Annotated in this window: 18 protein-coding genes; 6 read left to right on the forward strand and 12 right to left on the reverse strand. The window is 60.5% G+C overall.

The features are described 5' to 3' along the window. Positions 1-116: 116 nt before the first annotated feature. The 5 genes from metG to panC all read left to right on the forward strand — a co-directional run bounded on the left by metG (position 117) and on the right by panC (position 4,917). On the forward strand, positions 117-2,273 hold the full coding sequence (gene metG, locus ACQ4W0_RS14240; protein WP_436577299.1) for a methionine--tRNA ligase: 2,157 nt from the start codon (positions 117-119) through the stop codon (positions 2,271-2,273). Between the two features lie 9 nt (positions 2,274-2,282). After that, entirely contained in the window at positions 2,283-2,762 is a 480-nt protein-coding gene (locus tag ACQ4W0_RS14245; protein ID WP_353658000.1) for a GNAT family N-acetyltransferase, read from the forward strand. A 107-nt stretch (positions 2,763-2,869) separates the two neighbouring features. Further along, positions 2,870-3,079, forward strand: coding sequence for a DUF3460 family protein (locus ACQ4W0_RS14250; RefSeq protein WP_034778041.1), 210 nt, complete (start codon positions 2,870-2,872; stop codon positions 3,077-3,079). 17 nt (positions 3,080-3,096) lie between these two features. After that, positions 3,097-4,023, forward strand: coding sequence for a segregation and condensation protein A (locus ACQ4W0_RS14255; protein WP_436577300.1), 927 nt, complete (start codon positions 3,097-3,099; stop codon positions 4,021-4,023). A 54-nt stretch (positions 4,024-4,077) separates the two neighbouring features. Continuing rightward, positions 4,078-4,917: a pantoate--beta-alanine ligase gene (gene panC / locus ACQ4W0_RS14260; RefSeq protein WP_436577301.1), complete on the forward strand. Its 840-nt coding sequence runs from the start codon at positions 4,078-4,080 to the stop codon at positions 4,915-4,917. Between the two features lie 40 nt (positions 4,918-4,957). On the opposite strand, the gene ACQ4W0_RS14265 is transcribed toward panC, so the two are convergent. Further along, positions 4,958-5,422 carry a hypothetical protein gene (locus ACQ4W0_RS14265; protein WP_436577302.1) on the reverse strand — a complete coding sequence of 155 codons (465 nt, stop codon included), beginning with the start codon at positions 5,420-5,422 and terminating at the stop codon, positions 4,958-4,960. A 289-nt stretch (positions 5,423-5,711) separates the two neighbouring features. Between ACQ4W0_RS14265 and ACQ4W0_RS14270 the strand changes: the two genes are divergently transcribed. Continuing rightward, complete coding sequence (locus ACQ4W0_RS14270) at positions 5,712-6,467, forward strand: SDR family oxidoreductase (RefSeq protein ID WP_436577303.1); 756 nt, start codon at positions 5,712-5,714, stop codon at positions 6,465-6,467. Positions 6,468-6,544: 77 nt separating this feature from the next. Here the strand turns inward: ACQ4W0_RS14270 and cheY are convergent, their stop codons facing one another. The 11 genes from cheY to motA form a co-directional block, all read right to left on the reverse strand. Further along, positions 6,545-6,943, reverse strand: a complete 399-nt coding sequence (cheY, locus tag ACQ4W0_RS14275; RefSeq protein WP_010396677.1) for a chemotaxis response regulator CheY — start codon at positions 6,941-6,943, stop codon at positions 6,545-6,547. Positions 6,944-7,090: 147 nt separating this feature from the next. After that, positions 7,091-8,161: a protein-glutamate methylesterase/protein-glutamine glutaminase gene (locus ACQ4W0_RS14280; protein WP_100876375.1), complete on the reverse strand. Its 1,071-nt coding sequence runs from the start codon at positions 8,159-8,161 to the stop codon at positions 7,091-7,093. Positions 8,162-8,270: 109 nt separating this feature from the next. Next, positions 8,271-8,879, reverse strand: coding sequence for a chemoreceptor glutamine deamidase CheD (cheD, locus tag ACQ4W0_RS14285; protein ID WP_071078257.1), 609 nt, complete (start codon positions 8,877-8,879; stop codon positions 8,271-8,273). A 9-nt stretch (positions 8,880-8,888) separates the two neighbouring features. Beyond that, positions 8,889-9,761 carry a CheR family methyltransferase gene (locus ACQ4W0_RS14290; protein ID WP_436577304.1) on the reverse strand — a complete coding sequence of 291 codons (873 nt, stop codon included), beginning with the start codon at positions 9,759-9,761 and terminating at the stop codon, positions 8,889-8,891. Between the two features lie 71 nt (positions 9,762-9,832). Then, on the reverse strand, positions 9,833-11,551 hold the full coding sequence (locus tag ACQ4W0_RS14295) for a methyl-accepting chemotaxis protein (RefSeq protein ID WP_436577305.1): 1,719 nt from the start codon (positions 11,549-11,551) through the stop codon (positions 9,833-9,835). A 195-nt stretch (positions 11,552-11,746) separates the two neighbouring features. Continuing rightward, positions 11,747-12,253: a chemotaxis protein CheW gene (locus ACQ4W0_RS14300; protein ID WP_034758356.1), complete on the reverse strand. Its 507-nt coding sequence runs from the start codon at positions 12,251-12,253 to the stop codon at positions 11,747-11,749. A 30-nt stretch (positions 12,254-12,283) separates the two neighbouring features. Further along, complete coding sequence (gene cheA / locus ACQ4W0_RS14305; RefSeq protein WP_436577306.1) at positions 12,284-14,485, reverse strand: chemotaxis protein CheA; 2,202 nt, start codon at positions 14,483-14,485, stop codon at positions 12,284-12,286. A 43-nt stretch (positions 14,486-14,528) separates the two neighbouring features. Further along, positions 14,529-14,894, reverse strand: a complete 366-nt coding sequence (locus tag ACQ4W0_RS14310) for a response regulator (RefSeq protein WP_034758362.1) — start codon at positions 14,892-14,894, stop codon at positions 14,529-14,531. An 83-nt stretch (positions 14,895-14,977) separates the two neighbouring features. Then, the gene (locus ACQ4W0_RS14315; RefSeq protein ID WP_101480496.1) at positions 14,978-15,526 is read right to left on the reverse strand and encodes a chemotaxis protein; all 549 of its coding nucleotides are present in this window, start codon (positions 15,524-15,526) and stop codon (positions 14,978-14,980) included. Between the two features lie 46 nt (positions 15,527-15,572). Continuing rightward, on the reverse strand, positions 15,573-16,550 hold the full coding sequence (gene motB / locus ACQ4W0_RS14320; RefSeq protein WP_436577307.1) for a flagellar motor protein MotB: 978 nt from the start codon (positions 16,548-16,550) through the stop codon (positions 15,573-15,575). A 58-nt stretch (positions 16,551-16,608) separates the two neighbouring features. Beyond that, on the reverse strand, positions 16,609-17,469 hold the full coding sequence (gene motA, locus ACQ4W0_RS14325) for a flagellar motor stator protein MotA (protein ID WP_436577308.1): 861 nt from the start codon (positions 17,467-17,469) through the stop codon (positions 16,609-16,611). Positions 17,470-17,478: the final 9 nt, after the last annotated feature.

A 17,478-nucleotide genomic window follows, 5' to 3' on the forward strand; every position in this document is an offset into this window, starting at 1 on the left:
GCGCAAATTTGCATGGCGCGATGGCGGCAAAAGCATCACTTGACGGCGCTGCATCTGCTCATATTGCCTTTCCGCTGTTAAAATGTCCTATTATCCATCCCAAAAGTGCATCAATCATGACTCGCAAGCTGTTCGTCACCACTGCCCTGCCTTACGCAAACGCCGCTTTTCACATTGGCCACATCATGGAATACATCCAGGCTGATATCTGGGTCCGGTTCCAGCGAATGCAACGCGATGGCGCAGCTGGCCGTGAAGTGCACTTTGTGGGCGCCGACGATACGCATGGCACGCCCATCATGATTGCCGCCGAAAAGGAAGGCATCACGCCGCAGCAATTCGTCGCCAACATCGCCGCCGGCCGCGCCCAGTACCTCGATGGTTTCCATATCGCCTTTGACAACTGGTATTCGACCGATTCGCCGGAAAACGTCGACCTGTCGCAATCGATCTACCGCAAGCTGCGCGATACGGGCCTGATCGTCACGAAAACCGTCGACCGCTTCTTCGACCCCGTGAAAGGCATGTTCCTGGCCGACCGCAACATCAAGGGCGAATGCCCGAAATGCGGCGCCAAGAACCAGTACGGCGACAATTGCGAAGTGTGCGGCGCCGCTTACCAGCCAACCGACCTGGTCAACCCATTCTCCGTGTTCACCAACGCGACGCCCGTGATGAAGCCGTCGGAACAGTATTTCTTCAAGCTGTCCGACCCGCGCTGCTTCGAATTCCTCAAGGATTGGCTCAACACGCCAGGCCGCTTGCAGCCGGAAATGGTCAACAAGGTCAGCGAATGGCTGGGCGAAGCGGGCGAAAAGCTGGCTGACTGGGATATCTCGCGCGACGCGCCCTACTTCGGCATCCCGATTCCCGATGCGCCGGGCAAGTTCTTCTATGTGTGGATGGACGCGCCCGTCGGCTACCTGGCCAGCCTGAAAAACTATTGCGACAAGAAAGGCCTCGATTTCGACGCCCTGCTGAACGATCCTGCCACGGAACAAATTCACTTCATCGGCAAGGACATCGTCTCTTTCCATTTGCTGTTCTGGCCCGCCATGCTGAAATTTGCCGGCCACCCCGTCATCGACAAACTGAAAGTCAATGTCCACGGCTTCCTGACGGTCAACAACGAAAAGATGTCGAAGTCGCGCGGCACGGGCATCTCGCCGCTGCGCTACCTGGACCTGGGCATGAACCCGGAATGGCTGCGCTACTACATCGCTTTCAAGCTGAACTCGAAAGTGGAAGACCTGGACTTCAACGGCGACGACTTCGTTGCCCGCGTGAACAGCGACCTGATCGGCAAGTATGTGAACATCGCCAGCCGCTGCGCCGGCTTCATCGCCAAGCGTTTCGACGGCAAGCTGGCATCAATGCTGTCGGAAGGGGCGCAGAGCTGGATCAACCGCGCACTGACGGTGGACATGAATGGCGTCATCGTCGAGCGCCAGGCCAGCATCGCCGCGCACTTCGAGAACCGCGAATTCGGCAAGGCCTTGCGCGAAATCATGGAAATCGCCGACATCACCAACCAGTATGTCGATGAAAACAAGCCGTGGATCCTGGCCAAGGACGTCGAAAAGACAGCCGAGTTGCACGACGTGTGCACCACGGCCCTGATCCTGTTCCGCCAGCTGACGATCCTGCTGTCGCCGGTACTGCCGGGCGTGGCCAAGAACGTGGCCTCGTTCCTCAACGACGAGCAATTTACCTGGGCCGACACGCAAGTGTTCGGCGACGCCGTCTCGAACAGCATGCTGGGCCGTACCATCGGCGCCTACAGCCATTTGATGACGCGCATGGATGCGAAGATGATCGAAGCGCTGTTTGACGCACCGCAAGCTGCCGCCGCCATCGCCGCACCGGCTGGCGATGCCGCCAACGACGCTGCCGCGCCAGCCATTGCCGCTGCCGCCATCGAGGAACTGGCGCCAGAGATCAAGATCGACGACTTCCTCAAGGTCGACTTGCGCATCGCGAAAATCGTCAACTGCGAACTGGTGGACGGCTCCGACAAGCTGCTGCGCCTGACCCTGGATGCGGGCGAAGGCCGCCTGCGCAATGTGTTTTCCGGCATCCGTTCGGCGTATCAACCGGAAGAACTGATCGGCAAGCTGACGGTGCTGGTGGCCAACCTGGCGCCGCGCAAGATGAAGTTCGGTATTTCCGAAGGCATGGTCATGGCCGCGTCCGCCGCCGATGAGAAGGCGAATCCGGGCATCTACATCCTGAACCCATGGCCGGGCGCCGAACCTGGCATGCGCATCCGCTAAGGACCGATGATGAATATCGTGGTGCGCGAAGCAACAAATGCCGATGCACAGCTGATGGCCGAACTGACCCGCGCTGCGTGGGCCGGCAAGGTAGCAGCCTCGTCCAGTGGACACCACGAAACGGCGCAGCAGGTGGAAGAGCAACTGCGCCACGGCGGCGGTTTTGTGTTGCTGATCGACGACATTCCAGCCGGCTCGCTGCGCTGGATGCCACTCGACAGCGACCCCGCCATCTGGAAGATTTCACGCATGGGCGTGCTGCCCGCCTACCGGGGCAGCCACGTCTCGCAGCACTTGCTGGAAGCCATCATTCACCACGGCCTGTCGTGCCAGGCAGAGGAATTGCGCCTGGCCGTGCGGCGCGACCAGCGCAAACTGATCGATTTTTATGCGGCCTTTGAATTCGACCTGGCCGAAGAACTGGAATATTCGCACGCCAACCCCGCCGAACCAGCACCGATGGTGATGCGGCGTTTGTTGCGTTATTGATTTTTAGCAATTTCGCCCCGGACTTGCCGATACGACAACCCGCCAAGCCGCACGGCGCGGTAAAATACGGCCGGCTGACCTTACTTATAAGACACTCAGAAGAGAATATGAAACTGCCTGCAAAACACAATAACTACGTATCCGACCACACCTTGTTCATCGCCGAACTGAAGGCCAAGAATCCTGGCATGGAAGCGGGCCAGCAAGCAGGCCGCGCCCTGCTGTGGGACAAGCCGGCCGTCAGCATCGATGAGCAGGAACGCCAGCTGGCATCGGCTGTCAAGCAACAGGCTTACGTTTACCAGAACAAGAACTAAGATCTGGAACCGGCACGATGTTGCCTGAAGAGTCTGCAGTCACGCCGGAAGCCGACGCTTCCGGTGCCGGCGCAGTCATCGAGTCGCCCGAACCTGTCGCTGACGGCGACGGCAGCGGCGACCCTGCAGCATCTGCAAGCACGGACACGGCGCCCGCCGCCGACCCGCTGGGCATCGCCCGCCTGTATGGCGAGCCGATGCTGCGCATGCCGACGGACTTGTACATTCCGCCAGACGCGCTGGAAATCTTCCTCGAAGCCTTCGAAGGCCCGCTCGACTTGCTGCTCTACCTGATCCGCAAGCAAAACTTCAACATTCTCGATATTCCGATGGCGCAGGTGACCCTGCAATATCTGAAATATGTCGACCAGATCCGCGTGCGCAACCTGGAACTGGCCGCCGAGTACCTGTTGATGGCGGCCATGCTGATCGAGATCAAGTCGCGCATGCTCTTGCCATCGCGCAAGAGCGATGTCGAGGAAGATGGCGGCGATCCGCGAGCCGAACTGGTGCGCCGCCTGCTCGAATACGAGCAGATCAAGCTGGCCGCCTACGACCTGAACGCCATTCCCCAGTTCGAGCGCGATTTCGTGCGCACGCAGATTTTCATCGAGCAAAGCCTGACGCCCACCTGGCCCGACGTGGAGCCGGTGGACCTGCAACAGGCCTGGCTCGACGTACTGAAACGCGCCAAGCTGACCCAGCATCACCGCATCAGCCGCCAGGAACTGTCCGTGCGCGAGCACATGTCGAGCATCCTGCGCCACTTGCAATCGTCGCGCTTTGTCGAGTTCAGCGAGCTGTTCGACATTGCCGGCGGCGTGCCCGTGGTGGTGGTCAACTTCGTGGCCCTGCTGGAACTGGCCAAGGAAACCCTGATCGAAATCACGCAAGCAGAACCGTTTGCCCCCATCTACGTCCGGCTGGCGTATTCGCCCGCCTGATCCCCTCCCTTTGTCACTGACCACCGTACAACGGGGTTTTAGCGAAAGCAATCCATGAAAATTATTTCCGACATCGAAGAATTGCGCGACCAGCTCAGCGGACAGCTGCGCACGGCGTTCGTCCCTACCATGGGCAACCTGCACGAAGGCCATCTGTCGCTGATGCGCCTGGCGCGCAAGCATGGCGACCCCGTCGTCGCCTCGATCTTCGTGAACCGCCTGCAATTCGGGCCGAACGAAGACTTCGAAAAATATCCGCGCACCATGGCGGCCGACATCGCCAAGCTGGAAAAGGAAGGCGTATACGTGCTGTTCGCGCCGACGGAAAAGGAACTGTATCCGGAGCCGCAGGAATACCGCGTGCGCCCGCCCGATGACCTGGGCAATACCCTGGAAGGGGAATTTCGCCCCGGCTTCTTCGAAGGCGTGTGCACCGTCGTCACCAAGCTGTTTTCCTGCGTGGGGCCAAGAGTGGCCGTGTTCGGCAAGAAGGATTACCAGCAACTGATGATCATCCGCAACATGGCGCGCCAATTCGCGCTGCCGACGGAAATCATCGCCGCCGAAACGTACCGGGCCGACGATGGCCTGGCTTTGTCCTCGCGCAATATGTATCTGTCGGAAAGCGAACGGGCGGAAGCGCCGGAGCTGTTCAAGGGTCTCAATTTTGTCGCCGAGGAAGTGCGCAAGGGCAACCTGGCCGTGGGCGAACTGGAACAGACAGCGATGCAGCTGCTCGATGGCCGCGGCTGGAAATCGGACTATATCGCCGTGCGCAAGCGCGCCAACCTGCAAGCGCCAAGCGCCGCTGAACTGGCCGCCGGGGAACCGCTGGTGGTGCTGGCCGCCACCAAGCTGGGACAAACCAGATTGATCGACAACCTGGAAATTTAAGCATTGTCACAACGGGGCCGTTCGGCCCCGTTTCTTCCCCTTACTTCTCCATTCCAACCAGCTTGAGTTCGGCAAACAGCGGCTTGTTGCGGCCGCGTGCCGCTTGCAGCATGTCATAGCTGGCTGCATCGAGCACGATTTCCTCTCCCGCCCACAGCTTGCGCTGGTTCGCCGGCAGCCTCAGGCTGCGCAGGATGGCCCGTGCCTGGGCCGGATCGGCTGCCAGCAGGCGGATGGCGTGCTCACCGCGCTGCGCGCCCGTGAGTATCGGCAAGCCGCCCTGCGGGCCATTCTGGCTCAGGCTGACATAATCATGGCCACCTACGCGGTGCAGATAGGCATGCCGGCCATCGCCGTCGGCTGCCGGCCGTATGGCAGGCTCCTGGACGTCGCCAAGTTGCACCTCGACGACGAGGGGTGCAACGCTGGTTTGCTCAAGGCTCACGCCGCAAGCTGCCAGCAAGGCCGTGCTCAGGGCAAAGAATAATACGGGTGCTCGGCGCATGTTGCGCTCCTTCTTGTCGGGGTCGGGGACAGAGGTGTAATAGTGCAGCGATCATGAGCCACTTTAGTTGACGTGTAAAGTTAACTTTGGGAAATGTTTCATTCCACTTCGCAACTGGCTGCATGGCAGCTTTTGCCAGACCACCGGCACAGTGGCTGGAACAGGATTGTTAATCTGGATTGCACACTAAAACCATTCCAGCCACCTTTATCCACGCAAGAATAAAGATCACAATCGCCATACCGGCTCGCAGAAACACCGCAGGGGCCTCCCACCCGACAGGAGAAGCATGATGAATACCACACTCACCCCAGCCAGGGTCGCCATCGTCACGGGCGCCTCGCGCGGTATCGGTGCGGCCATCGCCCGCCGCCTGGCGCGCGACGGCATGCAGGTCGTCGTCAATTACGCCAGCGACAAGGCGGCGGCGGAACAGTTGGTGGCAAGCATTTTTGCCGACGGCGGCAGCGCCATTGCGGTCAAGGCCAACGTCGCCAATACGCGCGACGTGCAAGCGCTGTTCGATGCCGCCGAAGCGGCCTTCGGCGGCATCGACGTGCTGATCAACAACGCCGGCATCATGCCGCCCGTGCTGCCTGCCTTGGCCGACACGGATGACGCCACCTTCGACAGCCTGTTCGCCGTCAACGTCAAGGGCAGCTTCAACACCATGCGCCAGGCGGCGACGCGCTTGCGCCACGGCGGCAGCGTGGTCAACTTTTCGACCAGCGTGATTGGCCTGGCCCTGCCCGGCTATTCCGTCTACGGCGCCAGCAAAGCAGCCATCGAGACGATGACGAATATCTTCGCCAAGGAATTGCGCGGCAAGAACATCACCGTCAACGCCATTGCCCCCGGCCCCACGGCCACGGCACTGTTCTTGAACGGCAAGACGGCAGAAACGATAGAACGCATGAGCAAGATGGCGCCCCTGGAGCGTCTGGGCACGCCAGACGACATCGCCGCCGCCGTGGCTTTCCTGGCGGGGCCGGATGGCCGCTGGGTGAATGGACAAACTTTACGCGCCAACGGCGGCCTGGTGTAAGCAAGGTGCGAGCCGACGAAAAAAAACGCTGCCAGTTCGCACTGGCAGCGTTTTTTTTGAAGCGGTTCAAACCGTGATCAGGCGCCGGCTTTTTCCAGCTTCTCGAAAATCTTGTTCAGCTTTTCATCGAGGGTCGCGGCCGTGAACGGCTTGACAACATAACCGCTGGCGCCAGCTTGCGCGGCGGCGATGATGTTTTCTTTTTTCGCTTCGGCGGTGACCATCAGCACGGGCAGCTTGGCCAGTGCGGGATCGGCGCGGATATGCTGCAGCATCGTCAGGCCGTCCATGTTAGGCATGTTCCAGTCCGAGACGACGAAATCATAGGATTCCGCGCGCAGCTTGGCCAGGCCCATCACGCCGTCTTCCGCCTCATCGACGTTGGCATAACCCAGTTCCTTCAACAGATTCCGGACAATGCGGCGCATTGTCGAAAAATCGTCAACGACTAAAAATTTCATCTTTGGATCAGCCATGAATAACTCCGTTGTTTCTGTAGCGGTTTGTTAATAATATCGACATGAATGCCGACATTATGGTCGACACTACGGCAGCAAGTTGTAGGATAGCATTTTCGTTGCTTTTAGGCGAACAAACTTGCCCCAGATCATACAAAACGTGGCTTACACGCGCAAAGCACGCATGCCATGCGCAGCCAGGTGGCCCAGCACCATGCCAGGCAAGGCGGTCAGCGCCCCGACCTCATGCGTCGCGCCCACGGCAATCGCCTCGCGCGGCATGCCGAACACCACGCAACTGGCTTCATCCTGCGCAAAATTATACGCTCCTGCGGCCTTCATCTCCAACATGCCTTGTGCGCCATCCTTGCCCATGCCGGTGAGGATCACGCCGACGGCATTCTTGCCCGCCGATTGCGCTGCCGAACGGAACAGCACATCGACCGAAGGGCGGTGGCGGTTGACCGGTTCGCCCTGGTCGATCTTGGTCATGTAGTTGGCGCCGCTGCGCGTCAGGGTCAGGTGCGAATGGCCGGGCGCGATGTAGGCGTGGCCGGGCAGCACGCGTTCGCCGCCTGCCGCTTCCTGCACCGAGATTTTGCACAGCGAATCGAGGCGACGCGCAAACGAGCGCGTAAAGCCTTCCGGCATGTGCTGCGTGATCAGGATGCCGGGGCAATCGGACGGCATCTGCATCAAAAATTCGCGGATCGCTTCCGTGCCGCCCGTGGAGGCACCCACGATGATCAGCTTTTCGCTCGACGTCAAGGGGCTGCGCAGCGCAGGCAACGGTGCGGCCACCCTGTCGCCAGCCGACGGCAGGGTGCGCGCGCGGATGCGCGCCTTCGAGGCGGCGCGAATCTTGTCGGCGATCATATCGGTGTACTCACGCATGCCGCTCTGGATGGAAATCTTTGGCTTGGTGACGAAATCGACGGCGCCCAGTTCCAGCGCGCGCATGGTGATTTCCGACCCGCGCTCGGTCAGCGACGACACCATCAGCACCGGCATCGGACGCAAGCGCATCAATTTTTCCAGGAAGTCGAGGCCATCCATCTTCGGCATCTCGACATCGAGGGTCAGCACGTCGGGGTTGGTCTGCTTGATCATCTCGCGCGCCACCAGCGGGTCGGGCGCCGCCCCCACCACTTCCATGTCGGGCTGGCTATTCACGATTTCCGTCATGACGCTGCGAATCAGCGCCGAATCATCCACGATCAATACTTTGATCTTCATAAAATACCCTTCCAGGCCTTGCGGCCCTTATTCTTTGTCAAATTAGCACGTCCATCAAAACCGTCGCAGGCCGCAAAGCACGACGCGCAGCAGGTTTGGTCTGGTGTTACTAGAACAGCTCGATCTCGCCACCCACGGGAGCAACCTTGAGACGACTTGCGTAATCGAGTTCGCGGCGCACCAGGGTGTCGTTATGCGTCTGCATCAGCTTTTTCACCAGCACCTTGCCGCTGCGGGGGAAAAAATACACCTTGCGCGGGTGGATGTCATTCAAGTCCTCGGCCACGACGCGCATCTTTTCCGCCTTCAGGTAATTGATGACGAAGGCCGCATTGCGTTCACCGACGTTGATCGCCGTGAAGCCGCGCAGCACGGCGCCGCCGCCAAACACTTTCGCTTCCATGTTCTCGCGCCGCGCGCCTGCCTTCAGCAAATCGTTGATCAGGATCTCCATGGCGTAAGTACCATAGCGCATCGATGCTGAAATCGGGCTATTCGGATCGCTGCCGCCGTCGGGCAGCATGAAATGGTTCATGCCGCCCAGGCCCGTGACACGGTCGCGGATGCAGGCCGAGACACAGGAGCCCAGCACGGTGACGATCAGCATATCCTTGTTGGTAAAGTAATACTCACCAGGCAAAATCTTGGCGGCGTCACAATTGAACGTCCTGTCGTAATAGACGTTAGTGGCAAATTGCTCTTTGGATTCCAGGCTCATATTTCACTCTCATGTACGATGCGACGAAGCCTTGGGCGCGGCGCCCCGCGGCTGGTCGAGCTCATAGACTGTTTTACCGCGCAGTTTCAATGAATCCGACACGTACAGGAAATTCTCCGAATGGCCCGCAAACAGCAGGGCATCGGGCTTCATCAACGGCACAAAGCGCGACAGGATCTTGCGCTGCGTCGCCTTGTCAAAATAAATCATCACGTTACGGCAAAAGATGACGTCGAACTGGCCCGTCAATGGCCAGCTGTCGGCCAGCAGGTTGAGCGGCTTGAAGGTGATCATCTGGCGCAGTTCCGGGCGCACCCGCACCTGCCCCTCGCGGTCGCCCTTGCCGCGCAAGAAAAAGCGCCGCGCACGGTCGGCCGGCATCTTCTCGAGCCGGTCCAGGTTGTAGACGCCATTGGCGGCCGTGGCCAGCACATTCGTGTCGATGTCCGTGGCGATGATGGTGACGGGCGGCGTGAGCGTATTGAACGCCTCGCACACCGTCATGGCGATCGAGTACGGCTCCTCGCCGGTGGAACTGGCCGAACACCAGATGGTGATCGGTCCGCTCAGTTTTTTCACATGCTCGGCCAGCAGCGGGAAGTGATGCGCCTCGCGGAAGAACGATGTCAGGTTGGTCGTCAGCGCATTCGTGAACGCTTCCCATTCGTCGCCCATGCGGCCACCCTCCAGGTCGTCCAGGTAGCGGACGAACGAAGAGATGCCCGTCGCGCGCAGGCGCCTGGCCAGGCGGCTGTAAACCATCTCCTGCTTGCTGTCGGCCAGCGCGATGCCGGCCCGCTTGTAAATCATGGCGCGGACCCGTTCGAAGTCCTTGCCAGTGAAATCAAATTCCTTGACCGAATCCGTTTTAGTTTGCGGCATTTTGTTTTTACCTCTCTATGACTACTCTGACCAATGCCTTTGCAAGTATAACTAGCGGGATCGGGTTGGCGTCAGAACTCTTCCCAATCGTCGCCGCCGGCCGCCGCCAGCTTTTTCGCGGGCGGTGGCGCGCCGGCCTGCGCCGTCTTTGCCAACCGCCGTGTAGTTGCCGCCACTGCGGGCGCAGGCCGTGCCGCCGCGTTCACAGGCACGGGCGCGGGCATGGCCGCCTGCGCGGCACTCTCGCCGTCCAGCTTGAAGATGCTGACGGCGTCTGCCAGTTTCTGCGCCTGCTCCTGCATGCTCTCGGCGGCCGCCGCCGCTTCCTCGACCAGCGCCGCATTTTGCTGCGTCATCTGGTCCATCTGCGCGATGGCCTGGTTTACTTCCTCGATGCCATGGCTCTGTTCCTGGGTTGCCGCCGTGATTTCGCCCATGATATCGGCCACCTGCCGGATCGACGTGACGATCAGGCCCATGGTCTGCCCCGCCTCGTCCACCAGGCGGCTGCCGGCATCGACCTTGTCGACCGAGTCGCCGATCAGGCCCTTGATCTCTTTCGCTGCGCCAGCGGATCTTTGGGCCAGATTACGCACTTCGGACGCCACCACCGCAAAACCGCGTCCCTGTTCGCCTGCGCGCGCCGCTTCGACGGCCGCATTCAAGGCCAGGATATTCGTCTGGAACGCAATGCCGTCAATGACACCGATAATATCGACGATCTTGCGCGAACTGTCCTTGATGGAACCCATGGTATCGACCACTTGCGCCACCACCTTGCCGCCCTGCTCCGCCACCGACGATGCCGACACGGCCAGCTGGTTGGCCTGGCGCGCGTTGTCCGCGTTCTGCTTCACGGTCGACGTCAGCTCTTCCATCGACGACGCCGTCTCTTCGAGCGAACTGGCCTGCGTTTCCGTGCGCGCCGACAGGTCCGCATTACCGCTGGCGATCTCGCGCGACGCCACGGTGATGGTGTCGGTCCCATTGCGCACGTCGCTGACCGTCTGCACCAGGCTCTCGTTCATGTCCTTGAGCGCTTGCTGCAACGCGCTCGTTTCATCCTTGCCCTCGACCACCACGCGCGATGTCAGCTCGCCGGCTGCCACCTTTTGCGCCACCGCCACGGCACCGGACAGCGGTACCGTGATCGAGCGCGTGATGAAGATGGCGCACCAGGCGCCGATCGCCACCGCCGCGCCGCCCAGGATGAAGAGCACTGTCATCAGGCGCGCATCGGCCGCCAGCGAGTCGTCCATGAAGCTTTGCTGGGCCACCTGCTGCAAGTTGAGCAGCTTGTTGATATCGGCCAGGGTCATCTTGTTCAAGGGGTCGATGCGGGTGGCAATCACCTTGGCTGCGCCCTCGCTGTTAAACGCCAGCACCTGCCCCATCGCTTCCTTGAAGGCGGCATCGACTTCGCTGTCGACCTTGGCGATATTGGCCAGCAGCGTCTTCTCGCTGTCGGACAGGCCCAGGCTGGACAGCTTGCCGCGCGCACCGTCGTACAACTTGCGCTGCTCGCGCACCTTGCCCTCCTCCACCTGCATCAGGCCCACATCGCCCTGCAGGCCGGTATTGCGCATGGCGATACCGGTTTCCAGCATCGCGCTTTTCATCAGCGACGCCTGCGTATTTTTTTCGCTTGCCAGCGCCAGGCCCGTGAGCAATTGGGCCTTGTTACGGTAATTCAGTGCATTCGCCGAAACGATCACCACCACCAGGATGGCGAGGATGCTGCCGAAACCTATTCCCAGCCGGGTGCCTATCTTGAAATCGCGCAAACTCATTACAGTCTCCAATATTTATGTGAACGGCGCCCGTTCAACCGGACGGCGCCGTGTTATGGCCTGGTCTCTGTCGGACCTTGCAGCCTACCGGCGCGCCTCTAGCTAACGCTCGCGCCGGTACATGCATATCTGTAGTGATACTTTGCGTGGCAAAACGGCAGCGCACCGGGCGCCGCCTTGCTGCCATCCGGCTGCTTACGCCGCCAGCTTGTCGATCAGGCCCATCTCGCTGCTCGACATCAGTTTGTCGATATCGACCAGGATCAGCATGCGCTCGTCGATGGTGCCCAGGCCGATCATGTAGTCGGTCGAGAAGGCGGTGCCCATTTCCGGCGCCGGCTTGACCTGCTCCGGCGTCAGGGTGGTGACGTCGGAGACGCTGTCGACCACCATGCCGACGATGCGACCGCCGATGTTCAGGATGATCACCACCGTGAACTGGTCGTACACGGGCGTGCCCAGGTTGAACTTGATGCGCATGTCGACCACGGGAATGATGATGCCGCGCAGGTTGATCACGCCCTTGATGAATTCAGGCGCGTTAGCGATGCGGGTGACCGCTTCGTAGCCACGGATCTCCTGGACCTTCAGGATATCGATGCCGTACTCTTCGGAGCCCAGGGTAAAGGCCAGGAATTCACGGCCGGCGATATCCTTGCCGTCGCCCGCATTGCTTCCGGATGTTTGTTGAGTATCTGACATGGTGCGTTTTCCTATCTTTATCTATCGGTATTACGAAAAAATGGACTCGTCGGCCAGCTGGCGAGAGGAACGGATCAGGGCAGCGACATCGAGAATCAGCGACACGCCGCCATCGCCCAGGATGGTAGCGCCGGAAATGCCCACCACCTTGCGGTAATTCGATTCGAGGTTTTTCACCACGACCTGCTGTTGTCCCACCAGGTCGTCGACAAACAGGGCCGCCTTGCGCCCTTCCGTCTCGAGAATCACGCAGATGCCTTCCGATGGACTGGTAAAGCGCGGTGTGATGTCGAACATCTGATACAGCGGGATCAGCGGCAGGTACTCGCCGCGCACTTTCACCACCTGCCCGCGGCCAGCGATGTCCTTGACATCTTCAACGGCTGGCTGCAGCGATTCGATGACAAAGCCCAGCGGTAAAATATACACTTCGTCGCCGACGCGGATCGACATGCCGTCCAGGATGGCCAGGGTCAGCGGCAGCGAGATGGAAATCGTCGTGCCGAAACCCTTCGCCGAACGGATATCGACCACGCCGCCCATGGCGCTGATATTGCGCTTGACGACATCCATGCCCACGCCGCGGCCCGACACGTCGGTGACCGCTTCGGCGGTGGAAAAGCCGGGCGCGAAGATCAGCTGCCACACTTCGGCGTCGCTCATCGTCTCGGACACGTCCAGTCCCTGCTGCTGCGCCTTGGCCAGGATGCGCTCGCGGTTCAGCCCCGCGCCATCATCGGATACTTCGATGATGATATTGCCGCCCTGGTGGCTGGCCGAGAGGAACAAACGGCCGGCCTCGGTCTTGCCGGCTGCCACGCGGGCGGCCGGCATTTCCACGCCGTGGTCGATGCTGTTGCGCACCAGGTGCGTCAGCGGATCGACGATGCGCTCGATGAGGCCCTTGTCCAGTTCCGTGGCGGCGCCATTGGTGATGAAATCGACCTTCTTGCCCAACTTGGTCGCCAGGTCGCGCACCATGCGCGGGAAGCGCGAAAAGACGAAATCCATCGGCATCATGCGAATCGACATCACCGCTTCCTGCAAGTCGCGCGTATTGCGCGTCAGGTGGCTGACGCTGTCGAGCAGTTTCTCGTGCAGCATCGGGTCGAGCGCACCGGCGCGCTGCTCGATCATCGCCTGCGTGATCACCAGCTCGCCTACCAGGTTGATCAGCTGGTCGACTTTTTCAATCGAGACGCGGATCGACGACGATTCGGTACCGGCCTTCTCGCCCTCTTTCTTGGCCGGTTTCTTTTCCTGCTCCACCTCGGTCACGGCGCTCGCCACGGCCGGCACGCCGGCAGCACCGGCGTTGCCCGCCTTGGCGGCATCGGCGCGGATCTGGGCCAAAGGCTGGAAGAAACCATAGCCTTGTTCGGTGTCGCTCTGCACACCGGCGGCGGCGCGGATGTCCTCGATCGGCTGGAAGAAGCCATAGCCGGGGTCCGTCGCGCCCTGCGCGGCAGGCACCCCTGGCAGCGGGTCGAAGAAACCATAGCCCTGGGCTTTTTCCTGCGCCGCGCGGGCCGCTTCGGCTTCGCCTGGCGCCAATGGCGGCGCCTGCGTGATTACCATGTCGTCGGGATTGAGCACGAACGAGCAGATGGCCAGGATATCGTCCAGGCTTTCGTGCGTCGTCACTTCCAGCACCTTGCGTGCGTCGGCCAGGGTGGACACGGCGACATCGCCCAGCAAGCCCAGTTCGGCCGCCAGCGCATCGACTTCGCGCTCTTCCATCTTCGGCAGCTCCAGGCGGTAGCGCTGGCCACCGGCATGGCTGACGGCTGCCTTTTCCGCCGTATGGAAGGCTGGCGCGACAGGCGTGAGCGCGGCCACGGGCACGTCCTGCGAGAACGACTGCAGCATCATGCGCACATTGGCCACGGCATCCTGGTCGACGGCGCTGCCCAGGCGATGGCCGTCGAGCTGCATCTTGAGGATGTCCTTGGCGGCCAAGAAGGCGTCGACGTGTTCCGCCGTCAGGGCCATCTGGCCCTGGCGGATGCGGTCGAGCAGCGACTCGAGGATGTGCGTCACCTCGCTCATGTCGCTCAGGCCGAACGTCGATGCGCCGCCCTTGATCGAATGGGCGGTGCGGAAAATGGCATTCAGGTCTTCGGCGTCGGGCGCCGCAATATCGACGGCCAGCAGCAGCCGTTCTTTTTCAGCCAGCAGTTCTTCGGCCTCATCGAAAAAGACCTGGAAAAACTGGCTAATATCGATGGTCATAGGGTGACTCCGTCAATTGCATCGTTGCGCTGCTCGGCTGGCATCAGCCGATCACCTTCTTGACCACTTCGATCAGGCGTTGCGGATCGAAGGGTTTGACCAGCCAGCCATTGGCGCCGGCGGCACGTCCTTTCGACTTCATTTCGTCCGACGACTCCGTCGTCAGCATCAGGATGGGCACCTTCTGGTACGTCGGCAGTTCGCGCAGCAACTTGATCAGCTCCAGGCCATCCATGCGCGGCATGTTCTGGTCCGTCAATACCAGGTCCACGGTTTGCAGCTTGGCTTTTTCCAGTCCGTCCTGGCCATCGACGGCCTCCACCACCTGGTAACCGGCGGCTTTCAGACTGAACGCCACCATCTGGCGCAATGAGCTGGAATCGTCCACTGCAAGTATCGTTTTGGCCATCTTTGCTCCCACTTATTCCGGGCATCCTGCCCGAGTATTTGATTAATCAATCCATGCAACCGCAAGCGTTCCGCACTGGCATGCTAGAACAGCTCGATGTCGCCACTTTCCAAATGCTGTTGGCTGACCGCCTTGCGCAGCACGCTGCGCAACTCCAGGCTTTGAATCGCCAGCGCCATGCTGACGCGCCCCAGCAAGGCGACAATTTCTTCATTGTCGCTCTCCGGCAACATCTCCGCGCCATGCGAGCCCAAGGTACCGAGGAACTCGCGCAAGCCCGTCACGCGCTTCAAGGTGCGCTCGATCAGCTGACTGGTCATGTCCTGGAACTGCAGGCTGGTGATGGCGGCGTTCACATAGCCTCCCACTTCATCCTGCAATGCCAGCAGTTTTTCCCGCTGCTGCTCGGCCGGAATACCGCCTTCGAGCAGCATGGCGATGGTATCTTGCTGCGCAGCGACGGCTGCGTGTATCGCCATGAAATTGAAGGACAGCTTCTCGATCGCCTCTTCCAGCAAGATGCCGGTCTGCACCAGATCGGTTTCCACCTCCGTCAAGTGCTTGCGGCCATGGTCCGACACGCCAGACAGCAGGCGTTTCACATGCGAGCCAAGTATTTTCTTTCTTGTCATAAAGGTCTCATTGTTTCAATACACCACGCGTTGACAGCCTTGCGTGTCATTTTTTCGCCGCTGCCGGGCTGGGAGGTGGCGCTACCGCAGGCGGCGCACCGGCCGCCAGCCCTGAAGCGACAGCGGCGGAAGCGGCATCGGTCACCGGCAGCTCTATCGCCGACCCATCGCGCAGAACATTTTCTTCCGTGCGTTTGTTCATGACGATGATGCTGATGCGCCGGTTGATCGGATTGAAGGGATCGAGCTTGTCCAGGTGGGCGGCCGAGCCCAGTCCCACCACGCGCAATACTTTCTCTTCCTTCATGCCGCCAATCACCAGTTCGCGCCGCGACGCATTCGCGCGGTCAGCCGACAATTCCCAGTTGCTGTAGCCGGCATCGCTCATGTAGGGCGTCGAATCCGTGTGCCCGGACAGGCCGATGCGGTTCGGTACTTCATTCAGCACGAAGCCGATGGCGTGCAGGATTTCCTTGGTATATGGTTGCAGATTCGCATTAGCGAGCGCAAACATCGGACGATTCTGCTCGTCGACGATCTGGATGCGCAACCCTTCGCTGGTGATATCGAGCAGCAATTGGTTCTTGTATTTTTTCAGCAGGGGATCGGCATCGATGGTCGCTTCGATGCGCGCCTTGAGCGCCTGCAGGCGCTTGCCTTCCTCGCGTTCGAGCGCGGCCTTGGCGGAATTGAGGTCGAACGATTTGCGCTGCGGCTCTTCCTGCGCCTTGCGCACTTGTCCATCCTGGCGTGACAGGTCCTGGCCGCCGCCCTGGATCACGGAATTGCTCTCGCCGCTGCCGGAACCGCCCGCCATCGCCACTTTCAGCGGTGTCTTGAAGAATTCGGAAATGCCGTTCAAGTCGCCCTTCGAAGTGGAGCCAAGCAGCCACATCAGCAGGAAGAAGGCCATCATGGCCGTGACAAAGTCGGCGTAGGCGATTTTCCACGCCCCGCCATGGTGGCCGCCAGCCGTTTTCTTGATACGCTTGACGATAATCGGGCGCATGCCTTCATCGGCCATGGCGTCCCCCTTCCGTGTGCTGCAAATAACTCATGGTGTCCAGGCGTATGTTCACTGCTTACTTCGTTTTCGATTTCTTGATGTGGTCTTCCAGCTCGTTGAACGTCGGGCGCTCGGTCGAGAACAGGACCTTGCGGCCGAACTCCACGGCCAGCGCCGGCGCATACCCGTTCAGGCTGGCCAGCAGGGTTACTTTCACGCACTGGAACATCTTGCTCGACTCTTCCAGCTTCTGTTCCAGCAAGCTGGCCAGGGGACCCACGAAACCATACGCCAGCAAGATGCCGAGGAAGGTGCCGACCAGCGCGTGCGCGATCAGCATGCCCAGCTCGGCTGGGGGGATGCCCACCGATTCCATCGTGTGCACCACGCCCATGACGGCGGCGACGATACCGAAAGCGGGCAAGCCGTCGCCCACCTTGGCAATCACGTGGGCCGGCACGGCGCCTTCGTGATGGTGCGTCTCGATTTCGTTGTCCATCAGATTTTCGATCTGGAAGGCATCCATATTGCCCGATACCATCAAGCGCAGGTAATCGGTCATGAATTCGATGATATGGTGATCGGCCAGCACGGCCGGATACTTGGAAAACAGGGGGCTCTCTTCGGGCTTGTCGATATCGCCTTCGATCGACATCAAGCCTTCCTTGCGCACCTTGCTGAGCACTTCGAACAGCAGCGACATCAGTTCCATGTACAACTCTTTGGTATAGCGCGAACCCTTGAACAGGCTGGGCAAGGCGGCGATCGTCGCCTTGATCGCCTTGTTATTGTTACCAACAAGGAAGGCGCCCAGGGCGGCGCCGCCGATCATCAGCAATTCTATCGGCTGAAACAGCGCCGCCAGATGGCCGCCCGCCAGCGCGAAACCGCCAAAGACCGAGGCGCAGACGAGGATGTATCCGATTATGACTAACAAAGTGCCCTG

This window comes from Janthinobacterium breve (assembly GCF_051380895.1).
In the GTDB taxonomy this organism is placed as follows: domain Bacteria; phylum Pseudomonadota; class Gammaproteobacteria; order Burkholderiales; family Burkholderiaceae_D; genus Janthinobacterium.